General features: G+C 73.3%; 14 protein-coding genes and 1 pseudogene. 12 read left to right on the top strand and 3 right to left on the bottom strand.

What is annotated here, in order from left to right; all coding sequences use genetic code 11:
* Nucleotides 1-56: 56 nt before the first annotated feature.
* Nucleotides 57-1,304, bottom strand: coding sequence for an MFS transporter (locus OG974_RS07620; protein WP_327281889.1), 1,248 nt, complete (start codon nucleotides 1,302-1,304; stop codon nucleotides 57-59).
* Nucleotides 1,305-1,891: 587 nt separating this feature from the next.
* Here OG974_RS07620 and OG974_RS07615 point away from each other — a divergent pair.
* From OG974_RS07615 to OG974_RS07600, 4 genes are all read left to right on the top strand, one after another.
* Entirely contained in the window at nucleotides 1,892-2,626 is a 735-nt protein-coding gene (locus tag OG974_RS07615; protein WP_328761738.1) for a phosphatase PAP2 family protein, read from the top strand.
* A 113-nt stretch (nucleotides 2,627-2,739) separates the two neighbouring features.
* Nucleotides 2,740-4,284, top strand: a complete 1,545-nt coding sequence (locus OG974_RS07610; RefSeq protein ID WP_327281887.1) for a carboxylesterase family protein — start codon at nucleotides 2,740-2,742, stop codon at nucleotides 4,282-4,284.
* 58 nt (nucleotides 4,285-4,342) lie between these two features.
* Complete coding sequence (locus tag OG974_RS07605) at nucleotides 4,343-5,368, top strand: LacI family DNA-binding transcriptional regulator (RefSeq protein ID WP_327281886.1); 1,026 nt, start codon at nucleotides 4,343-4,345, stop codon at nucleotides 5,366-5,368.
* Nucleotides 5,369-5,657: 289 nt separating this feature from the next.
* Nucleotides 5,658-6,137, top strand: coding sequence for a hypothetical protein (locus tag OG974_RS07600; RefSeq protein WP_327281885.1), 480 nt, complete (start codon nucleotides 5,658-5,660; stop codon nucleotides 6,135-6,137).
* A gap of 46 nt (nucleotides 6,138-6,183) precedes the next feature.
* On the opposite strand, the gene OG974_RS07595 is transcribed toward OG974_RS07600, so the two are convergent.
* Together OG974_RS07595 and OG974_RS07590 are read right to left on the bottom strand one after the other, a co-directional pair.
* A complete protein-coding gene (locus tag OG974_RS07595) occupies nucleotides 6,184-6,588 on the bottom strand; it encodes a phosphatase PAP2 family protein (protein WP_328761735.1) in 405 nt (134 codons plus the stop codon).
* Nucleotides 6,589-6,983: 395 nt separating this feature from the next.
* Nucleotides 6,984-7,946 (bottom strand): alpha/beta hydrolase, encoded by a 963-nt coding sequence (locus OG974_RS07590; protein ID WP_328761733.1) that lies wholly within the window; start codon nucleotides 7,944-7,946, stop codon nucleotides 6,984-6,986.
* A gap of 245 nt (nucleotides 7,947-8,191) precedes the next feature.
* Here OG974_RS07590 and OG974_RS07585 point away from each other — a divergent pair, with 245 nt between their 5' ends.
* The 8 genes and pseudogenes from OG974_RS07585 (at nucleotide 8,192) to OG974_RS07550 (ending at nucleotide 17,385) form a co-directional block, all read left to right on the top strand.
* Entirely contained in the window at nucleotides 8,192-8,749 is a 558-nt protein-coding gene (locus OG974_RS07585; protein ID WP_328761731.1) for an ATP-binding protein, read from the top strand.
* Nucleotides 8,750-8,888: 139 nt separating this feature from the next.
* A pseudogene (locus OG974_RS07580) lies at nucleotides 8,889-10,520 on the top strand (AMP-binding protein); the annotation flags it as partial.
* 27 nt (nucleotides 10,521-10,547) lie between these two features.
* A complete protein-coding gene (locus OG974_RS07575) occupies nucleotides 10,548-11,111 on the top strand; it encodes an acyl-CoA thioesterase (RefSeq protein ID WP_328765124.1) in 564 nt (187 codons plus the stop codon).
* Between the two features lie 52 nt (nucleotides 11,112-11,163).
* Nucleotides 11,164-13,464 carry an FAD-dependent monooxygenase gene (locus tag OG974_RS07570; protein ID WP_328761729.1) on the top strand — a complete coding sequence of 767 codons (2,301 nt, stop codon included), beginning with the start codon at nucleotides 11,164-11,166 and terminating at the stop codon, nucleotides 13,462-13,464.
* An 8-nt stretch (nucleotides 13,465-13,472) separates the two neighbouring features.
* On the top strand, nucleotides 13,473-14,492 hold the full coding sequence (locus OG974_RS07565) for a carbon-nitrogen hydrolase family protein (protein ID WP_328761728.1): 1,020 nt from the start codon (nucleotides 13,473-13,475) through the stop codon (nucleotides 14,490-14,492).
* Nucleotides 14,489-15,625 (top strand): cupin domain-containing protein, encoded by a 1,137-nt coding sequence (locus tag OG974_RS07560; protein ID WP_328761726.1) that lies wholly within the window; start codon nucleotides 14,489-14,491, stop codon nucleotides 15,623-15,625. Before OG974_RS07565 ends, OG974_RS07560 begins: the two co-directional genes overlap by 4 nt.
* A gap of 17 nt (nucleotides 15,626-15,642) precedes the next feature.
* Nucleotides 15,643-16,554 carry a fumarylacetoacetate hydrolase family protein gene (locus OG974_RS07555; RefSeq protein WP_327281876.1) on the top strand — a complete coding sequence of 304 codons (912 nt, stop codon included), beginning with the start codon at nucleotides 15,643-15,645 and terminating at the stop codon, nucleotides 16,552-16,554.
* A gap of 105 nt (nucleotides 16,555-16,659) precedes the next feature.
* Nucleotides 16,660-17,385, top strand: coding sequence for an Asp/Glu racemase (locus OG974_RS07550; protein WP_328765123.1), 726 nt, complete (start codon nucleotides 16,660-16,662; stop codon nucleotides 17,383-17,385).
* Nucleotides 17,386-17,433 lie beyond the last annotated feature (48 nt).

The following is a 17,433-nucleotide window of genomic DNA, read 5'->3' as shown; positions in this document are numbered from 1 at the left end:
CCCGCCGGAGTGCGGACCGGGCCGCCGCGATCCGGGAAGCGGCGGCCCGGCGGGGATCAGCGCACGCCGCGGATCGGGAGGATGGCGAGTGCGCCGATCAGCGAGAGGGCCCCGCCGACGAGGAAGAGCGGGGTGTATCCGCCGAAGCCGGTCACGACGGCCGAGGCGACGAACGGGGCGATGATCTGCGGCCCGGCGTTGGCGATGTTGAGGACGCCCATGTCGCGGGCGGCGTCCTCGGCCCGGGGCAGGACCAGGGTGACCAGCGCGGTGTCGACGGCCATGAAACAGCCGAACGCCAGGCCGTTGAGCGCGCTGAACACGAGCATGCCCGTCCAGGTCGGGCTCACCACGGGAACCACCATGACGAGCCCGGCGAGGGCGGCCGAGACGCCGACGAACACCTTGCGGCGGTCCCACCGGTCGGACAGCAACCCGCCCACCACGGTCGACAGGGCCATCGCGACCATCGACACGGGGGTGAGCACCGCCATCGCGGCGGGCGGGGTCAGCCCGGCCGGGAGGCTGATGTGGTCGTCCAGGACGTACAGCTGGTAGCCGACGACGGAGAAGTAGCCGAGGACCATCAGGGCCCGGCCGATGAACGCCCAGCGGAAGTCGTGGTTCGCCAGCGCCGACAGGAACGCGGCCAGTTGGGCCCGCTTGGGCACGGCGGCCGGGGCGGGGCCGGTGCGCGGGACGTCCCGGCAGGTGAGCGTGAGCAGCAGGGCCGAGGCGGCGACGATCGCGCCGAAGACGAGGTACCCGGTGCGCAGGTGCTCCGCGGTCCGGGAGGCGATCAGCACGCCGACCGTGCCGCCGATCGGGAGGCCCAGCCCCACCAGCGCGGATGCGGTGCCGCGCCGGGCCACGGGCACGCGGTCTGGGACGATCGCGGTGACCGCGGCCTGGAAGACGTTCATGGTCGCCTGCACCAGGCACCAGCCGATGCCGAGGAGCAGCGCGGTGGTGGCGTAGCCGAGGGAGGCCAGGGCGGCCAGCGAGGCGAGCGCGCCGCCGAGCACCCAGGGGTTGCGGCGGCCGCTGCGGTCGGAGAGGGCGCCGGCTATCGGGTTGAAGGCGGTCGCGAAGACCGCGCTGACCCCGCCGATCACGCCGAGGACGGCGACCTTGTGGGCGGGGTCGAGCGCGGCGACCTGAGTGGGCAGCAGAATCGATCCGACGCCCATGTAGACCGCCAGCATCGCGGAGTTGGCGACCAGCAGCAGGGGCAGGAGCGCGCGCTGGCGGGGCGGTTCCGGATCAGCGTGGGCGGGCGGATCGATGAGTTCGTTCTGGGCCATGACGACTCCTCGGGGGACGGAGCGAGAAGGGGTGCGGAGGCTCGGCGCGGGGAGCGGCGCAGCGCTGGCGGCATGCGGCCGGCTGTGCGGTGTGGAGGGCGCCAGGGGATGCGGATGGAGACGCTTCGGGCGGGCAGGCAGCCACGGTTCACATGATGTTGTTACACGTGTCACCTACGCCGCTTGGACACTGTGTAGCACCCATTTCAGGGCCTCGCTAGGGGTTGAGATGCGGCGATGTGCGGATCGTGACCGACTGATGGGTAACCCTGCGAGGACGTGTAACCACCCTCTCAAGGTCACTGAGCAGGGCTGTTGTGTCCTGAATCCCTCTTGTGCTTGTGGCGGTGGTCACGCATCCGCAATACTCCGTGCCGCGTCGCGACGCCGCCGGCGCCGCTCATCGGGAGATCCGCTCCACCCCGCGGCTCCGGAGCCCGGTGCCCGTCTCCGGTGCCTCGTTTCCGGCGCCCGGCGCCCCCGGCCGGCCGCCGCCCGTGGCCGCCGCCCCCGTGAACTCCTCCACCGCCCGTGCCTGCTCTCCGCGTGCCCCCACCGCCCAGGGAGGCCCCCGTGAAAGGCCCGCCATGCCGCTTTCCCCCTCCGCCGTGCCCCCTTCCGGGCGTTCGGCGCCCCCGTTCGCGATTCCCGCCCCCCGGCACCATCTCCCGGCCGCGCCGCCGCGCCATGCGGCGGCCGTCGGGGTGGGTCTGCTGTGCGGGGCGCTGCTGATCGGGCTGCTGCTCTCCGTCGGTGAACGGCCCTTCTTCCAGGGGCTCGACGACCACTGGGCCGCGTCCGTGAACAGCTCGCGCGACGACGCCCTGACCGGCTTCGCCATCGTTTTCGACCGGCTCGGCGGCCCGCTCGGCACGGTCCTGCCGCTCGGCCTGATCGGCTGCCTCTGCGTCTACGGGCGCTGGCGGTCGGGGCTCTACGCCTTCACCGCCGGCATCGCCGCGAACGTCCTCGTGGTGCTCCCGCTCAAGCAGTTCGTCGACCGTCCCCGCCCGCCGCATCCGTGGGTCCTGGTCAACGACGGCTCGTACCCCTCCGGCCAGGTGTTCAGCGCCGTGGCGCTGGTGTTCGTGGCGGCCGTCCTGGTGTTCCCGCCGCGGGCGCGCCGCTGGTGGTGGGGCTTCGGCGGCCTGTACGTCGTCGCCATGATGGGCAGCCGCACCTGGCTGCACGCCCAGTGGCTCAGCGACACCTTCGCCGGCGCGCTCGCCGGCGCCGGTGCCTGCGTGCTGCTGTGGAGGGCGTTCGAGCCGCTGCTGCGGACCGAGGCGGAACGGGTCGCCGCCGGCAGCCTGTGGCTGTGAGTGCTAAATATCGAGAATTATTGACGGTCGTACAAGAATCAACATACCGTCGTTCCGGGGTCGGCGTGCGCCCGATGCGCCGCCGGCTCCCCGGAGCGACGAAAGAAGGGCCCATGGCACCCACAGAGCACGGCACTCCGCAGCCCCCCGTGGTCGACCTCCCCGCGGGCCGGCTGCGCGGCGCGATCGAAGACGGACTCTGCGTCTTCCGGGCGGTCCCCTACGCCGAACCCCCCGTCGCAGACCAGCGCTGGCGGCCCGCCCGCCCGCACCGCGGCTGGAGCGGAACCCGCGACGCGAGCACCGACGGGCCCAGTGCCCCACAGATGTACGTCGAAGGCGGCGACCCGGTCCTCGGCGGCCACGGAGCGCCCCCGTTCGACGAGGACTGCCTCACCCTCAACGTATGGACGCCCGCGGCCGACGACGCCCGCCGCCCGGTGCTGGTGTGGATCCACGGCGGCGGCTTCGTCTCCGGATCGGGCTCCATGCCCGGCTACGGCGGAGAGACCTTCGCGCGCGACGGCGACCTCGTGTTCGTCGGCATCAACTACCGCATCGGGCCGCTCGGTTACCTCTCCCCGGAGGACGACGCGCACGACGAGGCCGCCAACCCCTGGCTCTCCGACCAGCTCGCCGCCCTGCACTGGGTGAAGGAGAACATCTCCTCCTTCGGCGGCGACCCGCAGAGCATCACCGTCGCCGGCCAGTCCGGCGGAGCCGTCTCCACCGCCGCCCTCGCCGGGCACCCGCGGGCCGCCGGGCTGATCCGCCGGGTGATCCTGCAGAGCCCGCCCTTCGGACTGGACCTCCCCGACCCCGACGCGTACCGGGAGCGGACCGCCGCCTACCGGGAACTCGCCGGCGCCAAGACGGCGCAGGAACTGCGCGCACTGCCCTGGCAGGCCCTGATCGGCGCGGGCGGGGGTCTGTTCGCCCGCACGGTGCGGTGGGGCTACTGGCCGACGCCGTTCCTGCCCGTCATCGACGGGGAGTCCCTCCCGCGCCACCCCGCGCGGGCGCTGCTGCACGGCGCCGCGGCCGACATCGACGTCATGATCGGCTGGACCCGTGAGGAGGCCAACTTCGGCTTCGCCCTCGACGAGGGGTACGCGGCCGCCACCAGGGAGCAGGTGATCGGCCGGATCGAGGAGACCTTCGGATCCGGGGCCGCCCCCGAGGTCTACGCCGCGTACGAAGCGGCTCGCCCCGGAGCCCGCCCCGCCGACGTCCTCATGGACCTGATCACCGACGAGCTCTTCCGCGTCCCCTCCGTGAGCCTGGCCGAGGCCCGGGCCGGTGCGGGCCGCCCCGTCTGGGCCTACCAGTTCGACCTCCAGGCAGCCGCCTACGAAGGCCGGCTCGGCGCCGCACACTGCCTCGAACTCCCTTTCGTCTTCGACAATTTCGAGCACTGGGCGCACGCGCCCTTCGTCGCCGGGATCGCTCCCGCCGTCCGCGACGGCCTCGCGCGGACCATGCACCGGGCCTGGATCGCCTTCGTCCGCACCGGCGACCCGAACCACTCCGGCATGCCGCAGTGGCAGCCGTACGTAGCGCAGGCGCGGACCACGATGCGCTTCGACTCGGTCGTCACCGCCCTGGACGACCTCGCCGGGCCCTCGCGCCGCATGCACGAAGCCCGCGGAGCCCAATGATCTAACTCGTGTAACCTGGGGAGAGAGGTGACGGTCGACCCAAGGAGCACCGAGGACCATGCCCAGGGAGCCCAAGCACACGAGCACCACCCCGTCGCCCGTGTCCATCACCAGCGCCGACGTGGCCCGGCTGGCCGGGGTGTCACGCGCCACCGTGTCGTTCGTCCTGAACGACACCCCCGGCCACCGCGTCAGCGAGGGCACCCGCAGCCGCGTCCTCGACGCGGCCCGGCAGCTCGGCTACGTACCGCACGCCGCGGCCCGCTCCCTGCGCGCCGGCCGCAGCAACCTCGTCCTGATGCCCGCCTCGATCTCCGCGATCGGCCGCCTCGTCAGCGACTGGGTGGACGACCTGCACAGCGAGCTCGACCGGCGCGGCTACACGGCCGTCCTGCACGCCGGCCGCTTCGCCGACCCCCTCGACGCGGCCCGCGCCTGGGCCGAGCTGCGCCCGGCCGCCGTCATCGCCATCGACGGCGACCGCTTCACCGCCGGGGCCGCCGAGCTGCTCAGCCGCGCCGGGGTGCGCGGCCTGCTCGCCTTCGCCGCCCGCCCGGTGCCCGGCGTCCACACCATCGGCTTCGACCACGCGGACATCGGCGCCACCGCCGCCGAGCACCTCATCGCCCGCGGCCGGACCCGGATCGGCGTGGTCCTGCCGCTCGAACGCGGTCTGGCTACCCTCGCCGGCCCGCGCCTCGCCGGGGCCGAGTCGGTCGCCGCCCGGCACATGGCGACGGTGACCCCGGTGGAACTCGCGTACACCGGCGAGTCCGCGACGGCGCTCGCCCGGCGCTGGCCGAGCCTGGGCCTGGACGCCGTCTTCGCCTACAACGACGAGTACGCGGCGCTGCTCCTGCACGCCTTCCAGGCCGAGGGCATCGCGGTACCGGACCAGGTCGCGATCGTCGGCTCCGACGACCTGGTCCTCTCCGCCCTCCAGCGGCCTGCCCTCACCACGGTCAGCCTGGACCTGCCCTCGCCGGCCGGCGTCGCCGACGCCCTGCACGAGCTGATCGAGACGGGGAAGCCCCCCGCGCTCCCTGCCGTCGAGGCCCTCCTCGTCCACCGCGACACCTCCTGATGGACCCGCGCGCCCGCTGCCGCCGGCGACCGCGGCGGGCGAAGGACGGGCCGAGCACGCTGGGCGGCCGGGCGACGAGTGCCGCCCCTGCGGCTCCCACGCCCCTCGCCGCCGCGCCGCGGGCGCGCCCGTGTGCGCGGTCCGGCACGGGCGGTCCCATCGCGTGGCGCAGTCCGGGCGCACGGAGCCCAGCCCACGCGCTGCCGTGTAAGCCGTCCCGGCGGGGACTCGCCGGCCTCAGGGCGTGTAGCGCCAGCCGCGCCCCGACTCGCTGCCACGCTCGGCGTCCATGGATGTCAGCACCTTCTACGCCCTCTTCTCCGCCACCTGCTTCACTCTGGTCGGCCTGTGGTGGAACGTCGTCCAGAGCCATGCGGACTGGATGCGCGACCCCGCCCTGCGGCGCCTCGTCGGCGGGATCTACCTGTCCTTCCTGCTGCCCGCCCTGATGGGTCTCTTCGCGCAGGTCGGGGGTACCGAGCAGCCGCAGATCTGGCGCGCGGCCTTCGTCGTCCTCGCCCTGGTCGGCTGTGCGTGCACCCTGCGCCTGCTGGGCCGCGCCCGGGGCGACCGCTTCGTCACGTGCCAGCAGGCCGGCGTCGCACTGCTCTACGCCGTCATCGCCGTCGTCGGCGCCTTCCCCGAACTCGCCGGCCACGTCGGCCTGCGCCCCATCCAGGCCGAAGCCCTGATGCTGATCGGACTGATCGTCCTGGGACACGCCCTGGTCTGGCGGTTCATGGCGGGAGCGGGGCGCGCCGAAGGCTAGGCGCGTCGTGCGGATCGGGTCGGGCCCGCGGTGCGAAGGACGGGTCCTAGACCGATCGCCGCGCGGCCGACCGTCGCAGGCGGTCGCCCTCTCGGGTGAGCGCGGGCGCGAAGGCCCACCACGCCAGCAGGGCGGTGCCGGCGCCGGCCGCCGCTCCCGCCACTGTGTCGCTGAGCCAGTGGGCGTGCAGCCACGTGCGGCTCCACATCATGGCCGCCGTGAAGACCGTGCCGCCGGCCCACCAGGTGCGCCGCCGGGCCGCCGGGACCAGCAGGACCCCGACCAGTACGACGAGTAGAGCCGCCCCCGCCGCATGGCCCGACGGGAAGGAGCCGTGGTCGACGTGGACCAGCGGGTGCTCCGGGCGCGGGCGGTCCACCAGGTGCTTGAGTCCCTGCACCACGAGCATGCTGCCGGCGAGGTAGACCCCGAGGAGGAAGCCCGCCGACACCCAGCGCCTGCGGACGAGCAGGAAGGCCAGCAGGGCGAGCGGGACGACGCTGCCCGGCGGGCCGCCGAACAGGTTGAGGACGGCTGCGAGGGCTGCGGGACCCCCTGGTGGGGGCCGCCCATCCAGTCCAGCCAGCGGTCGTCCGCGCCCTGGAAGGGCGGGTTCGCGGCGTCCGCGCGGACGACGAGGGCGAGGACCGCGGGGGCGGCCAGCAGTACGACGGCCAGCAGCAGGGTGCCGCGGTGGCGCCGGTCCGGCTCCGGCCGGACCGCGGCGCGGGGAGCCGGAGCGAGAGTGGGTCTGGACATGACTGCCTTTCGACGTGCGCGTGGGGGCGCGGCCGGGCCGCGCCCCCACGGTGGAACGGGTCTGTGAAGCGGTGCGTCCGGGTTCGCTCAGGCCTGCGCGCCCAGGTGGCGGACCAGGAACGCGACGCTCTCCGCGACGATCGCGGGGATGTCGGGGGAGCCGAGGAAGATGTGGTCGGCGTCCTCGACGGGGCGCAGCGCGACGTCGCCCCCGGCGCCCGTCAGCTTCTCGGCCAGGGCCTCGCTCTGGCTGTACGGGACGAGGCCGTCCCGGGTGCCGTGCACCAGCAGGAACGGGGGCGGGTTCGCGCCGGGCACGGCGTACGTGACGGGACTCGCGGCCCGGGCCGGCTCCGCCTGTTCGGCCGCGGGAACGCCCAGCAGGGCGTCGTACGGGTTGGGGAACTCGGCGCCGGTCGGCATCGGCAGCGGGTGTGCGGCCAGGGCGATCAGGTCGTGGACCCCGTACCAGTCGACGACGGCGAGGACGTCGGTGTCGCCGGAGCCGACGCCGTGGGCGCCCTCCAGCGACTCCAGCGTGGCGGCGTCGGTGCTGCCGGGGCGGACGAGGCCGGCGAGCGCGGCCAGGTGGCCTCCCGCCGACTCGCCCCAGACGCCGATCCGGTCCGGGTCGATGTCGAGGGCGGCGGCGAACCGCCGGACGTAGCGGATGGCGGCCTTGACGTCGTGCAGCTGCGCCGGGAAGGGGGCTTCGAGGCTGTGCCGGTAGTCGATGGAGACGAGCGCGAGCCCGGCGCCCAGGACGGCGCCGTGCAGCAGGGCGGCGGGCACGGTCGGCGGCGGGTAGCGCCGGTCGCCGTCCAGCCAGCCGCCGCCGTGGATCCAGACGACCGCCGGGAAGGGGCCCTCGCCCGCGGGGAGCTGGACGTCGAGGAGGCGGGGGCGGTAGCCGGGGGTGGTCGCGTACGTGATCCCGTCGAAGCGGCGTGTGCCGTCCGCGCCGGTCACGGGCGTGACGGGCTGCTGGTACGGCGGGGGCGGCCAGGTCATGTCGGCGACGTCGAACTCGGCCGGGGGAGATTGCGTCATCAGGGCTCTTCCCGTGTCGTGGTGCGGCCTCGGCGGCCGGCGGATCCGGTGCGGCGGTCCAGGCTTCGCAACGTTTGTCCGAAATGCTTGCGCGGGGCACCGGGGAGTCTTAGCGTGTTACACGTGTAATCACGACTCTAGCGACGTATTTCCGCTGACCACAAGCCCACGGGGCATCCGCATTCCGGGGTAGTTACACGAGATACTCCGCGGTGGCGTCGCCTTCCCCCCTTTGGGAGCACGTCATGCTCACCACCGCTTCGACCGCCACTCTCCCCGCCCTCCCCGGGCAGCCCGCCAGCCCCGCGCGGCCCGCTTGCCCCACGCGGCACGGAGGTCCCGCTCCGGCTCCGGCTCCGGCTTCGGCGCCGGAGCCGGTCCGGGCTCCGGTCCGGGGCCGTGGCGTCGCCCGCTGGGCGGTCGAGCCCACCGTGGCCGCCGTCCCGCTGGTGCGGACCCGGGTCCGGGTCGTGCTGGAGGGCTGGCGGGTCGCCGCCGAGGTGGTGGACGTCCTGCTGCTGGCCGTCAGCGAGCTCGCCGGCAACGTGGTCCAGCACGCCGCCACCAACGGGCGGATGCGGGTCGCGATGGTCTTCGACGGGGGATGGCTGCGGCTGGAGGTCGCCGATCAGGGGGTCCGTCCGCTGCGGCTGCCGCATGCCGCCGCGGGGGTCGACCCCGAATCCGAAAGCGGCCGCGGGTTGCTGATCATCCAGCTGCTGGCCGCCGAGGCGGGCGGCGAACTCTCCGTCGCGACCGACGACTTCGGCACGTCCGTCCGGGTGGTCCTGCCGGCCGGCTGAACCGGTTCGAGAGCGGCGCGGTAGCGATCCCGGGCACTCTGCGTTCCCAAAAATATCGAGCAATGTTGACGGTCGCGAAATTTTCGGGATAACTTGCACCGCATCTCCCCCTGCTGCTCCCCGATCGAGGTGCCGCCCCATGGAGCTCTCCCCTTCCGCGCATGCCGACTCCTTCTGCAGAGACCGGCTGCCGGCCTTCTCCCTCTGGCCCGAACTCAACTTCGAACTACCCGAGTTGGCCTACCCCGACCGCCTCAACTGCGCCGGACGCCTGCTCGACGAAGCCGTCGAGCGCTGGGGTCCCGACCGCCCCTGTCTACTGACCCCGACCGAACGCTGGACCTACGGCGAGCTCCAGCAGCGCGCCAACCAGGTCGCCCAAGTGCTCACCGAGGACTTCGGCCTCGTGCCCGGCAACCGGGTCCTGCTGCGCGCCCCGAACAACCCCTGGCTCGTGGCCGCCTGGCTCGGCGTCCTCAAGGCGGGCGGCGTCGCCGTCACGACGATGCCGCTGCTGCGCGCCGCCGAACTCGCCGAGCTGTGCGAGATCAGCCTCCCGACCGTCGCCGTCTGCGACCACCGCTACACCGGCGAGCTCGCCGACATGGTCGGCCCCGGTGACGGCACACTGCCGGTCCTCGCCTACGGCGGCCCCGAGGGCACGGACCTGACCGCGCGCTGCGCGGCCAAGAGCGGACGCTTCCTCACGGTCGCCACCGCCGCCGACGACGTGGCGCTGATCGCCTTCACCTCCGGTACGACCGGCCGCCCCAAGGCGACCCTGCACTTCCACCGCGACGTCCTCGCCAACGCCGACACGTTCTCCCGGCACGTCCTCAAGCCCCGACCCGACGACGTGTTCACGGGTACGCCGCCGCTCGCCTTCACCTTCGGTCTCGGTGGGCTCGTGGTCTTCCCGCTGCACGCCGGGGCCGCGACCCTGCTGGTCGAGCAGGCGACCCCGGAGCAACTGGCAGAGCTCGTCGCCGAGCACGACGTGACCGTCCTGTTCACCGCGCCCACCGCCTACAAGGCGATCATGGCCGTCGGCGCGGTGGACCGACTGGCCGGGCTGCGCCGCTGCGTGTCCGCCGGAGAGGCGCTGCCCGCCGCGGTGTGGGAGGAGTTCCACGCCGCGACCGGACTGCGGATCATCGACGGCATCGGCGCCACCGAGATGCTGCACGTGTTCATCTCCGCGGCCGACGAGGACATCCGGCCCGGCGCCACCGGCCGGGCCGTGCCCGGCTACCGCGCCGCCGTGGTGGACCAGCGCGGCGACCCCGTCCCCGACGGACAGCCCGGCCTGCTCGCGGTCACCGGGCCCACAGGTTGCCGCTACCTCGCGGATCCGCGGCAGACGGTGTACGTCAGGAACGGCTGGAACATCACCGGTGACACCTTCGTCCGCGATGCGGACGGGTACTTCTGGTACGTCGCCCGCAGCGACGACATGATCGTCTCCTCCGGCTACAACATCGCCGGCCCCGAGGTCGAGAAGGCCCTCGCCGCGCATCCGTACGTCGAGGAGTGCGGGGTCGTCGGCGCCCCCGACGAGCGGCGCGGCATGGTGGTCAAGGCGTACGTGGTGCTCGGCGCCGGGGTCCCGGCCGACGAGGCGACGGTCCGGGAGCTCCAGGCCCACGTGAAGGCGTCCATCGCCCCGTACAAGTACCCGCGGGCCGTCGAGTTCGTCGAGCGGCTCCCGCGCACCGGTACCGGCAAGCTCCAGCGCGGCGAACTGCGGGATCGAGCCAGGGCCTCGGTCCCGGCACCGCCCGCCCCGGCGCGATCCGCCGTGGTGCCGCCCGCTCCGGAGCAACCCGCTCCGGAGCAACCCGCCGTGGTGCCGTCCGCCCCGGGGCGGTCCGCCTCGCCCGACGCCGACGGAGGCTGCGCCGCGGGGTGCCCCGAGGCCCTCGTCCCGCACCTGCCCGGCGTGGTCATCGAACGCCGCGTGGAGTGGCCCGACACCGACGCCGCCGGGCACTACCACCACTCGACCGTCGTGCGCTGGGTAGAGGCGGCCGAAGCCGTGCTGCTGCGCCGTTTGGGCCTGGCCCACCTCTTCGGCAGTACCCCGCGCGTCCACTTCGAGGCCGACTACCGGGCCCGGCTCTGGTTCGGCGAGGCCGTGCGCATCGAGCTGAGCGTCGCCAAGGTCGGCGCCAGCTCCCTGCACTACGTGTTCACGGTCCACGGCGAGGAGGGCGTGGAGGCCGCCTCCGGGCGGATGGTCATCGCCCACTCCGCGTCCCGCGCGACCGGGACCACGCCCTGGCCCGCAGACGTGCGCGAGGTGCTGACGAAGTCGGGCCCGCAGGCACCTGAACTCCTCGCGAGAGATGTAGAGCATTGTTGACGACCGCAAAATCAGCACCATATGTTGTTCCGGAACCACGAGGAGGTACGCCGTGCGCGTAGCAGTCATCGGAGGGGGGCCCGGCGGCCTGTACTTCGCGGCCCTGGCCAAGCAGCTCTCCCCCCACTGGGACGTCACCGTCTGGGAGCGCAACGCCCCCGACGACACGTTCGGCTTCGGTGTCGTCTTCTCCGACGAGACCCTCGACGGCATCGCGCAGGCCGATCCCGGGATCTACGGGGCCATGTCGGCGGAGTTCGCCCGCTGGAGCGACATCGACGTCACCCACCGCGGCCGCACCCTCACCTCCGGCGGCCACGGCTTCGCCGCCCTCGGCCGCCGGCAGCTGCTGCGGATCCTCCAGGAACGCTGCGCCGCCCTCGACGTCGACGTCCGCTACCGCACCCAGGCCCCGCCCGCCGCCGAGCTGGCCGCTGCGTACGACCTGGTCGTCGCCTGTGACGGCGTGCGCTCCGCCACCCGGGCCGCCTACGCGGACGTCTTCGAGCCCGACCTGGACGAACGCTCCGGCCGCTACATGTGGCTCGGCACCGACAAGGTCTTCGAAGCCTTCACCTTCCTCGTGGAGGAGCGGGACTTCGGCACCCTCCAGGTGCACGCCTACCCCTACGACTCCACCCGCTCCACCTTCATCGTGGAGATGGACGAGGCCGCGTGGCGGCGCGCGGGCTTCGCGGAGTTCGCCGACCGCGACCACCCGCCCGGCACCAGCGACCTCGACAGCATCCATCGCTGCGAGGAACTGTTCGCCGGCCACCTGGACGGACACCGGCTGCTCCCCAACAACTCCAAGTGGCTGCGCTTCACCACCGTGCGCAACCGCACGTGGCGGCACGAGAACGTGGTACTCCTTGGCGACGCCGCGCACACCGCCCACTTCTCCATCGGCTCCGGCACCAAGCTCGCCATGGAGGACGCCCTCGCCCTGGCCGCCTGCCTGCACGAGCACCCGGACGTGCCCGGAGCGCTCGCCGCGTACGAGGACGAGCGCCGCCCGGTCGTGGAATCCACCCAGCGCGCCGCCCAGGCCAGCCTCGAATGGTTCGAGAACATCGGCCGCTACACCGGCCAGGAACCGCCCCAGTTCGCCTTCAACCTGCTGACCCGCAGCCGCCGCGTCACCTACGACAACCTGCGCGTGCGCGACGAGGAGTTCACCTCCGCCGTCAACTCCTCCGCTCCCGTGCCCCCGATGTTCCGCCCCTTCCCGCTCGGCGGGCTGCTCCTGCGCAACCGGGTCGTGGCCCCGCCCACCGCACTCGGCACGGCGCGGGACGGCGTCCCGGGGGACTTCGACCTCGTCCACCTGAGCACCCGGGCCGTCGGCGGCAGTGGACTGGTCCTCGCCGGGATGACCGCGGTCAGCGCCGCCGGCCGGGCCACCCCCGGCTGCCCCGGCCTCTACACCGACGAACAGGAGGCCGCCTGGCGGCGGATCACCGACTTCGTCCACGGCCAGTCCGACACCTGCCTCGGCATCCAGCTCACCCACGCCGGCCGCCGGGCCGAAGCCGGGGAGGAGCCTCCGATCGCCGCGTCCGCGCTGGCCTGGGACGAGCGGAGCCCGGTACCGCGCGAGGCCACCCGGGCCGACATGGACCTCCTCGTACGGGACTTCGTCCGGGCGGCCCGGCGCGCCGATCGGGCGGGGTTCGACGTACTGGAACTCCAGTACGGGCACGGCCAGCTGCTCTCCGGGTTCCTCTCGCCGCTGACCAACCTGCGCACCGACGAGTACGGCGGCGGCCTCGCCGGGCGGCTGCGCTTCCCGCTCGAAGTGTTGGCCGCAGTACGGGAGGTGTGGCCCGCCGGCAAGGCACTGCTCGTGCGGATCTCCGCGGCCGACTGGGCCGAGGGCGGCCTGAGCGAGGCCGATGCCGTGGCCGTCGCCCGGGCCCTCGCCGAATCCGGCGCCGACGGGATCGACGTCTCCACCGGCGAGGTCGTCGCCCACGAGCGGCCCCGCTACGGCCGCAGCTACCAGACCCCGTACGCCGACCTGATCCGCAACGCCACCGCAGTGCCCACCATCGCCGTCGGTGCGATCTCCACGTACGACGACGTGAACTCGATCGTCCTGGCCGGCCGGGCCGACCTCTGCGGGGTGGGCCGCGCCCAGCTGCACGACCCCCTGTGGACCCTGCACGCCGCGGCCGCCCAGGGCTACCAGGGCCCCGCCGCGCCCTGGGCACCCGCTTGGAGGGCGGGCAGCGGCAGACCGCCCGCCGCCCGCACCGATCGGGTCCCGCCGCGCCTGGACCTGCTGCGGCAGCCTGCCGCCCCGGTGCACCAGCGCTGGCTGCCGCGCCCCGCCGCCACCCCGGCCCACTGAGGAGCCCCATGGAGACCCCGCCCCTGCACCACTTGCCCCGCTTCACGGCGGCGGCCGTCCAGGCCTCGCCCGTCTACCTCGACCCCGCCGCGACCGTCGACAAGGCCGTCGCCCTGATTGCCGAGGCCGCCGCGGCGGGCGCCGAGCTCGTCGTCTTCCCCGAGGTGTTCGTCCCCGGCTACCCCTACTGGAACTGGACGATGAACCCCGTCCAGGGCTCGCCCTGGTTCGAGCGCCTCCAGCGGGCCTCGGTCGACGTACCCGGCCCGTACGTCGACGCCCTGCGCGCGGCGGCCCGCCAAAACGGGGTCGTCCTCGTCATCGGCGTCAACGAGCGCGCCGCGCACAGCCTCGGCGTCCTCTACAACACCCTGCTCACCATCGGCTCCGACGGCGAACTCCTCGGAGTGCACCGCAAACTGGTGCCGACGTGGGCCGAGAAGCTCACCTGGACCGGCGGCGACGGCAGCTCCCTGCGCGTGCACTCCACCGCCGTCGGCCCGCTCGGCGCCCTCGCCTGCGGCGAGAACACCAACACGCTCGCCCGTTTCGCCCTGCTCGCACAGGGCGAACTCGTCCACGCCTCCTGCTACATCGCACTTCCCGTGGCCCCGGCCGACTACGACATGGCCGACGCCATCGCCGTCCGCACCGCCGCCCACAGCTTCGAGGGCAAGGTCTTCTCCGTCGTCGCCTGCTCCACCGTCTCCCCGGAGATCGTCGACCTGCTCGCCGGGGACGACGAGGACCTGCGCGCGATGTTCCAGCGCCCCCGCAGCGCCCTGTCCGGGATCTTCGGCCCCGACGGCCGCCCGGTCACCGAACCCCTCGTCGACGAAGAGGGCATCGTGTACGGCGAGATCGACCTCGGCCGGTGCATCCAGCCCAAGCAGATGCACGACATCACCGGCCACTACAACCGCTTCGACATCTTCCGCCTCGAAGTCGACAACCGCCCCCGCCTACCGGTGACCTTCACCGCGCCGCCCGCGGGACCCCTTGCCACCAACGCTGAGGAGGACTCATGACCGCCGCCCAGGACGACACCGCACTCGGCCGCGCCCGCGTCACCGACACCCCGGAGCTCACCGCCTACTACGGCGAACTCGACGCCCTGGGTGCAGGGGCCCTGTGGACCGTCGCCAACGACATCGAGCCCTGGTACCCGCAGCCCAAGTCGGTTCCGGTGCTGTGGCGCTACGAGGAGCTGCGGCCCCTCGTCCACAAGGCGCTGCCGCTGGTCAAAGCCGATGACGCGGGCCGCCGCGTGGTGATGCTGGTCAACCCCGGCCGCCGGGACGTCAGCGCCGCGGTCGGGCTCCTCTACACCGGCCTGCAGATCATGGGCCCGGGCGAGGCCATGACCGCCCACCGCCACCAGGCCGCCGCCCTGCGCTTCGTCCACGAGGGCACCGGCGCCTGGACGATCGTGGACGGCCAGAAGCTCAGGGTCGGCCCCCGCGATTTCGCGATCACCCCGGGCGGCACGTGGCACGAACACGGCAACGAGGCCGACGACGTCCCCGTCATCTGGCAGGACGGACTGGACATTCCCCTGGTCAACGCCCTCGACGCAGGCTTCTACGAGGTCCACCCCGAGCTGCACCAGACGCCCGGGAAGGTGGTCAACTCCTCGGTGCTCAGCTACGGCGCGAACCTGCTCCCCTACGGGGCGGACCAGTGGACCCGCCCGTACTCGCCGCTGCTCGCCTGGCCCTGGGAGCCCACGTACCAGGCCCTGCTCGGCCTCGCGAAGGCGAGCGAGGGCTCCCCCTACGACGGGATCATCGCCGAGTACACCAACCCCGTCACCGGCGGCTCCGTGATGCCCACCATGGGCGCCCACATGCAGCTGCTGCGCCCCGGGCAGGCCACCCGCGCCCACCGCCACACAGGCTCGGTGATCTACACGGCGGCCAAGGGCCGCGGCTATTCGGTCATCGCCGGAAAGCGCTACGACTGGCAGCAGGGCGACATCTTCTGCGTCCCCTCCTGGGCCTGGCACGAGCACGCGAACCTCGATCCCACCGAGGACGCCTGCCTCTTCTCCTTCAACGACTTCCCCGTCATGCGCTCGCTCGGCTTCTACCGCGAAGAGGTGTACCCCGACAACGACGGCCACCAGCCGGTGCCGGCTGCCACCCCGACCGCCACCGCCTGACCCCGAGGAGCCCCACCATGCGTCTGCTCACCTTCACCACCACCACCGGCGACGGAGTCCCGCGCCTCGGCGCCGACGTCGACGGCCTCGTCCTCGACCTCGGGGTCCTGGCCGACCACGCCGCAGTGGACATCCCGCGCGACCTGCTCTCGTTCGTCCAGGCGGGCCCCGCCGCGCAGGAAGCCGCCCGGCGCCTCCTCGACGCCGATCCCGCCGCCCGCCCGGCCGGGGCCGTCCACCGGCTCGAAGACGTCACCCTGGCCGCGCCGCTGCGCCCCGGCAAGATCATCGGGGTCGGCCTCAACTACGTCGAGCACGTCGAGGAGTCCAGCCGCAGCTTGGACACCGACAAGGAACTCCCGCCCCGCCCCGTCCTGTTCAGCAAGCCCGCCACTGCCGTCACCGGCCCGGGCGCGCCGATCCTGCACAACGCGGGCCTCACCCAGCAGCTCGACTGGGAGTGCGAACTCGCCGTCGTCATCGGCCGCACCGCGTTCCGGGTGAGCGAGGAGGACGCGTACGAGTACGTCTTCGGCTACAGCATCGTCAACGACATCAGCGCCCGCGACCAGCGCCGCTCCGGCCAGTGGTTCTTCTCCAAGGGGCAGGACTCGTACGCGCCGTTCGGCCCGGTCGTGGTCACGGCCGACGAGATCCCCGACCCCATGGCCCTGGACCTCTCGCTACGCGTGAACGGCGTCACCAAGCAGAAGTCGAACACACGGCACATGCTGTTCCCGATCGCCCGCCTCATCGCCGACATCAGCTCCGGCGTGACCTTGGAGCCCGGCGACGTCATCGCGACCGGATCACCCTCCGGCGTCGGCGCCGGCATGGTGCCGCCGGAGTTCCTGGTCCCGGGTGACACGGTCGAGGCCACCGTCGAACGCATCGGCACCCTGGCCAACCCCGTCACCGACGCCCGCTGACAGTCCGCCCCACCGCCCGCCCCGCCCGCGCCGCACCACCGAGGAGCACCCGTGCCACCCCGCACCTACCGCATCGGCCAGATTGTGCCGAGCTCGAACGTGACCATGGAGACCGAGGTGCCCGCCATCCTGCGCGCCCGTCAGACGGTCCTGCCCGACGAGAGGTTCACCTTCCACTCCAGCCGGATGCGCATGACCCATGTGACCCCGGAACAGCTCAAGGCCATGGACGCCGACTCCGACCGCTGCGCCGTGGAACTCTCCGACGCGCGCGTCGACGTGCTCGGCTACGCCTGCCTGGTCGCGATCATGAGCATGGGCCTCGGCTACCACCGCAGCGCGCAGCAGCGGCTGCACACCCGTACGGCCGAGAACGGCGCCGCCGCACCCGTCGTCACCAGCGCGGGCGCCCTCGTCCACGGACTGCACACCATCGGCGCCCGCAAGATCGCCCTGCTCGCCCCGTACATGCGCCCGCTCACCGGGACCGTCGTGGACTACCTCGCCCACGAGGGCATCGAGGTCCTCGACTACACGGCCCTCGAAATCCCGGACAACCTCGACGTCGCCGCCCACGATCCGGCCCGGCTGCCCGGACTCGCCCGCGCGCTGGACTACGCGGACGCCGACGCGGTCGTGCTCTCCGCCTGCGTGCAGATGCCCTCCCTGGGCGCCATCGAGGAGGCCGAACAGCTCCTGGGCAAGCCGGTGGTGTCCGCGGCGGTCTGCACAGCCCACCAGATGCTGCGCGCCCTGGGCCTGCCGGCGGTGGCGCCCGGGGCGGGTCACCTGCTCTCCGGGGCGTACGCGGAGGCGCCGCTGCCGCGGTAGCGGACGGGGCGGCGGGGCAGGGGCCACGGGGGAGGGGCCACGGGGGAG

The sequence above is a fragment of the Streptomyces sp. NBC_00597 genome, from assembly GCF_041431095.1.
Lineage (GTDB): Bacteria > Actinomycetota > Actinomycetes > Streptomycetales > Streptomycetaceae > Streptomyces.
Note: the sequence above shows the minus strand (reverse complement) of the source record. Positions and strands in the feature narration are given on the sequence as shown.

Coding starts and splice junctions, on each gene's coding strand:
- OG974_RS07620 (WP_327281889.1), bottom strand. CDS start 1,304: ATGGCCCAGAACGAACTCATCGATCCGCCCGCCCACGCTGATCCGGAA.
- OG974_RS07615 (WP_328761738.1), top strand. CDS start 1,892: ATGCCGCTTTCCCCCTCCGCCGTGCCCCCTTCCGGGCGTTCGGCGCCC.
- OG974_RS07610 (WP_327281887.1), top strand. CDS start 2,740: ATGGCACCCACAGAGCACGGCACTCCGCAGCCCCCCGTGGTCGACCTC.
- OG974_RS07605 (WP_327281886.1), top strand. CDS start 4,343: ATGCCCAGGGAGCCCAAGCACACGAGCACCACCCCGTCGCCCGTGTCC.
- OG974_RS07600 (WP_327281885.1), top strand. CDS start 5,658: ATGGATGTCAGCACCTTCTACGCCCTCTTCTCCGCCACCTGCTTCACT.
- OG974_RS07590 (WP_328761733.1), bottom strand. CDS start 7,946: ATGACGCAATCTCCCCCGGCCGAGTTCGACGTCGCCGACATGACCTGG.
- OG974_RS07585 (WP_328761731.1), top strand. CDS start 8,192: ATGCTCACCACCGCTTCGACCGCCACTCTCCCCGCCCTCCCCGGGCAG.
- OG974_RS07565 (WP_328761728.1), top strand. CDS start 13,473: ATGGAGACCCCGCCCCTGCACCACTTGCCCCGCTTCACGGCGGCGGCC.
- OG974_RS07560 (WP_328761726.1), top strand. CDS start 14,489: ATGACCGCCGCCCAGGACGACACCGCACTCGGCCGCGCCCGCGTCACC.
- OG974_RS07555 (WP_327281876.1), top strand. CDS start 15,643: ATGCGTCTGCTCACCTTCACCACCACCACCGGCGACGGAGTCCCGCGC.
- OG974_RS07550 (WP_328765123.1), top strand. CDS start 16,660: ATGGAGACCGAGGTGCCCGCCATCCTGCGCGCCCGTCAGACGGTCCTG.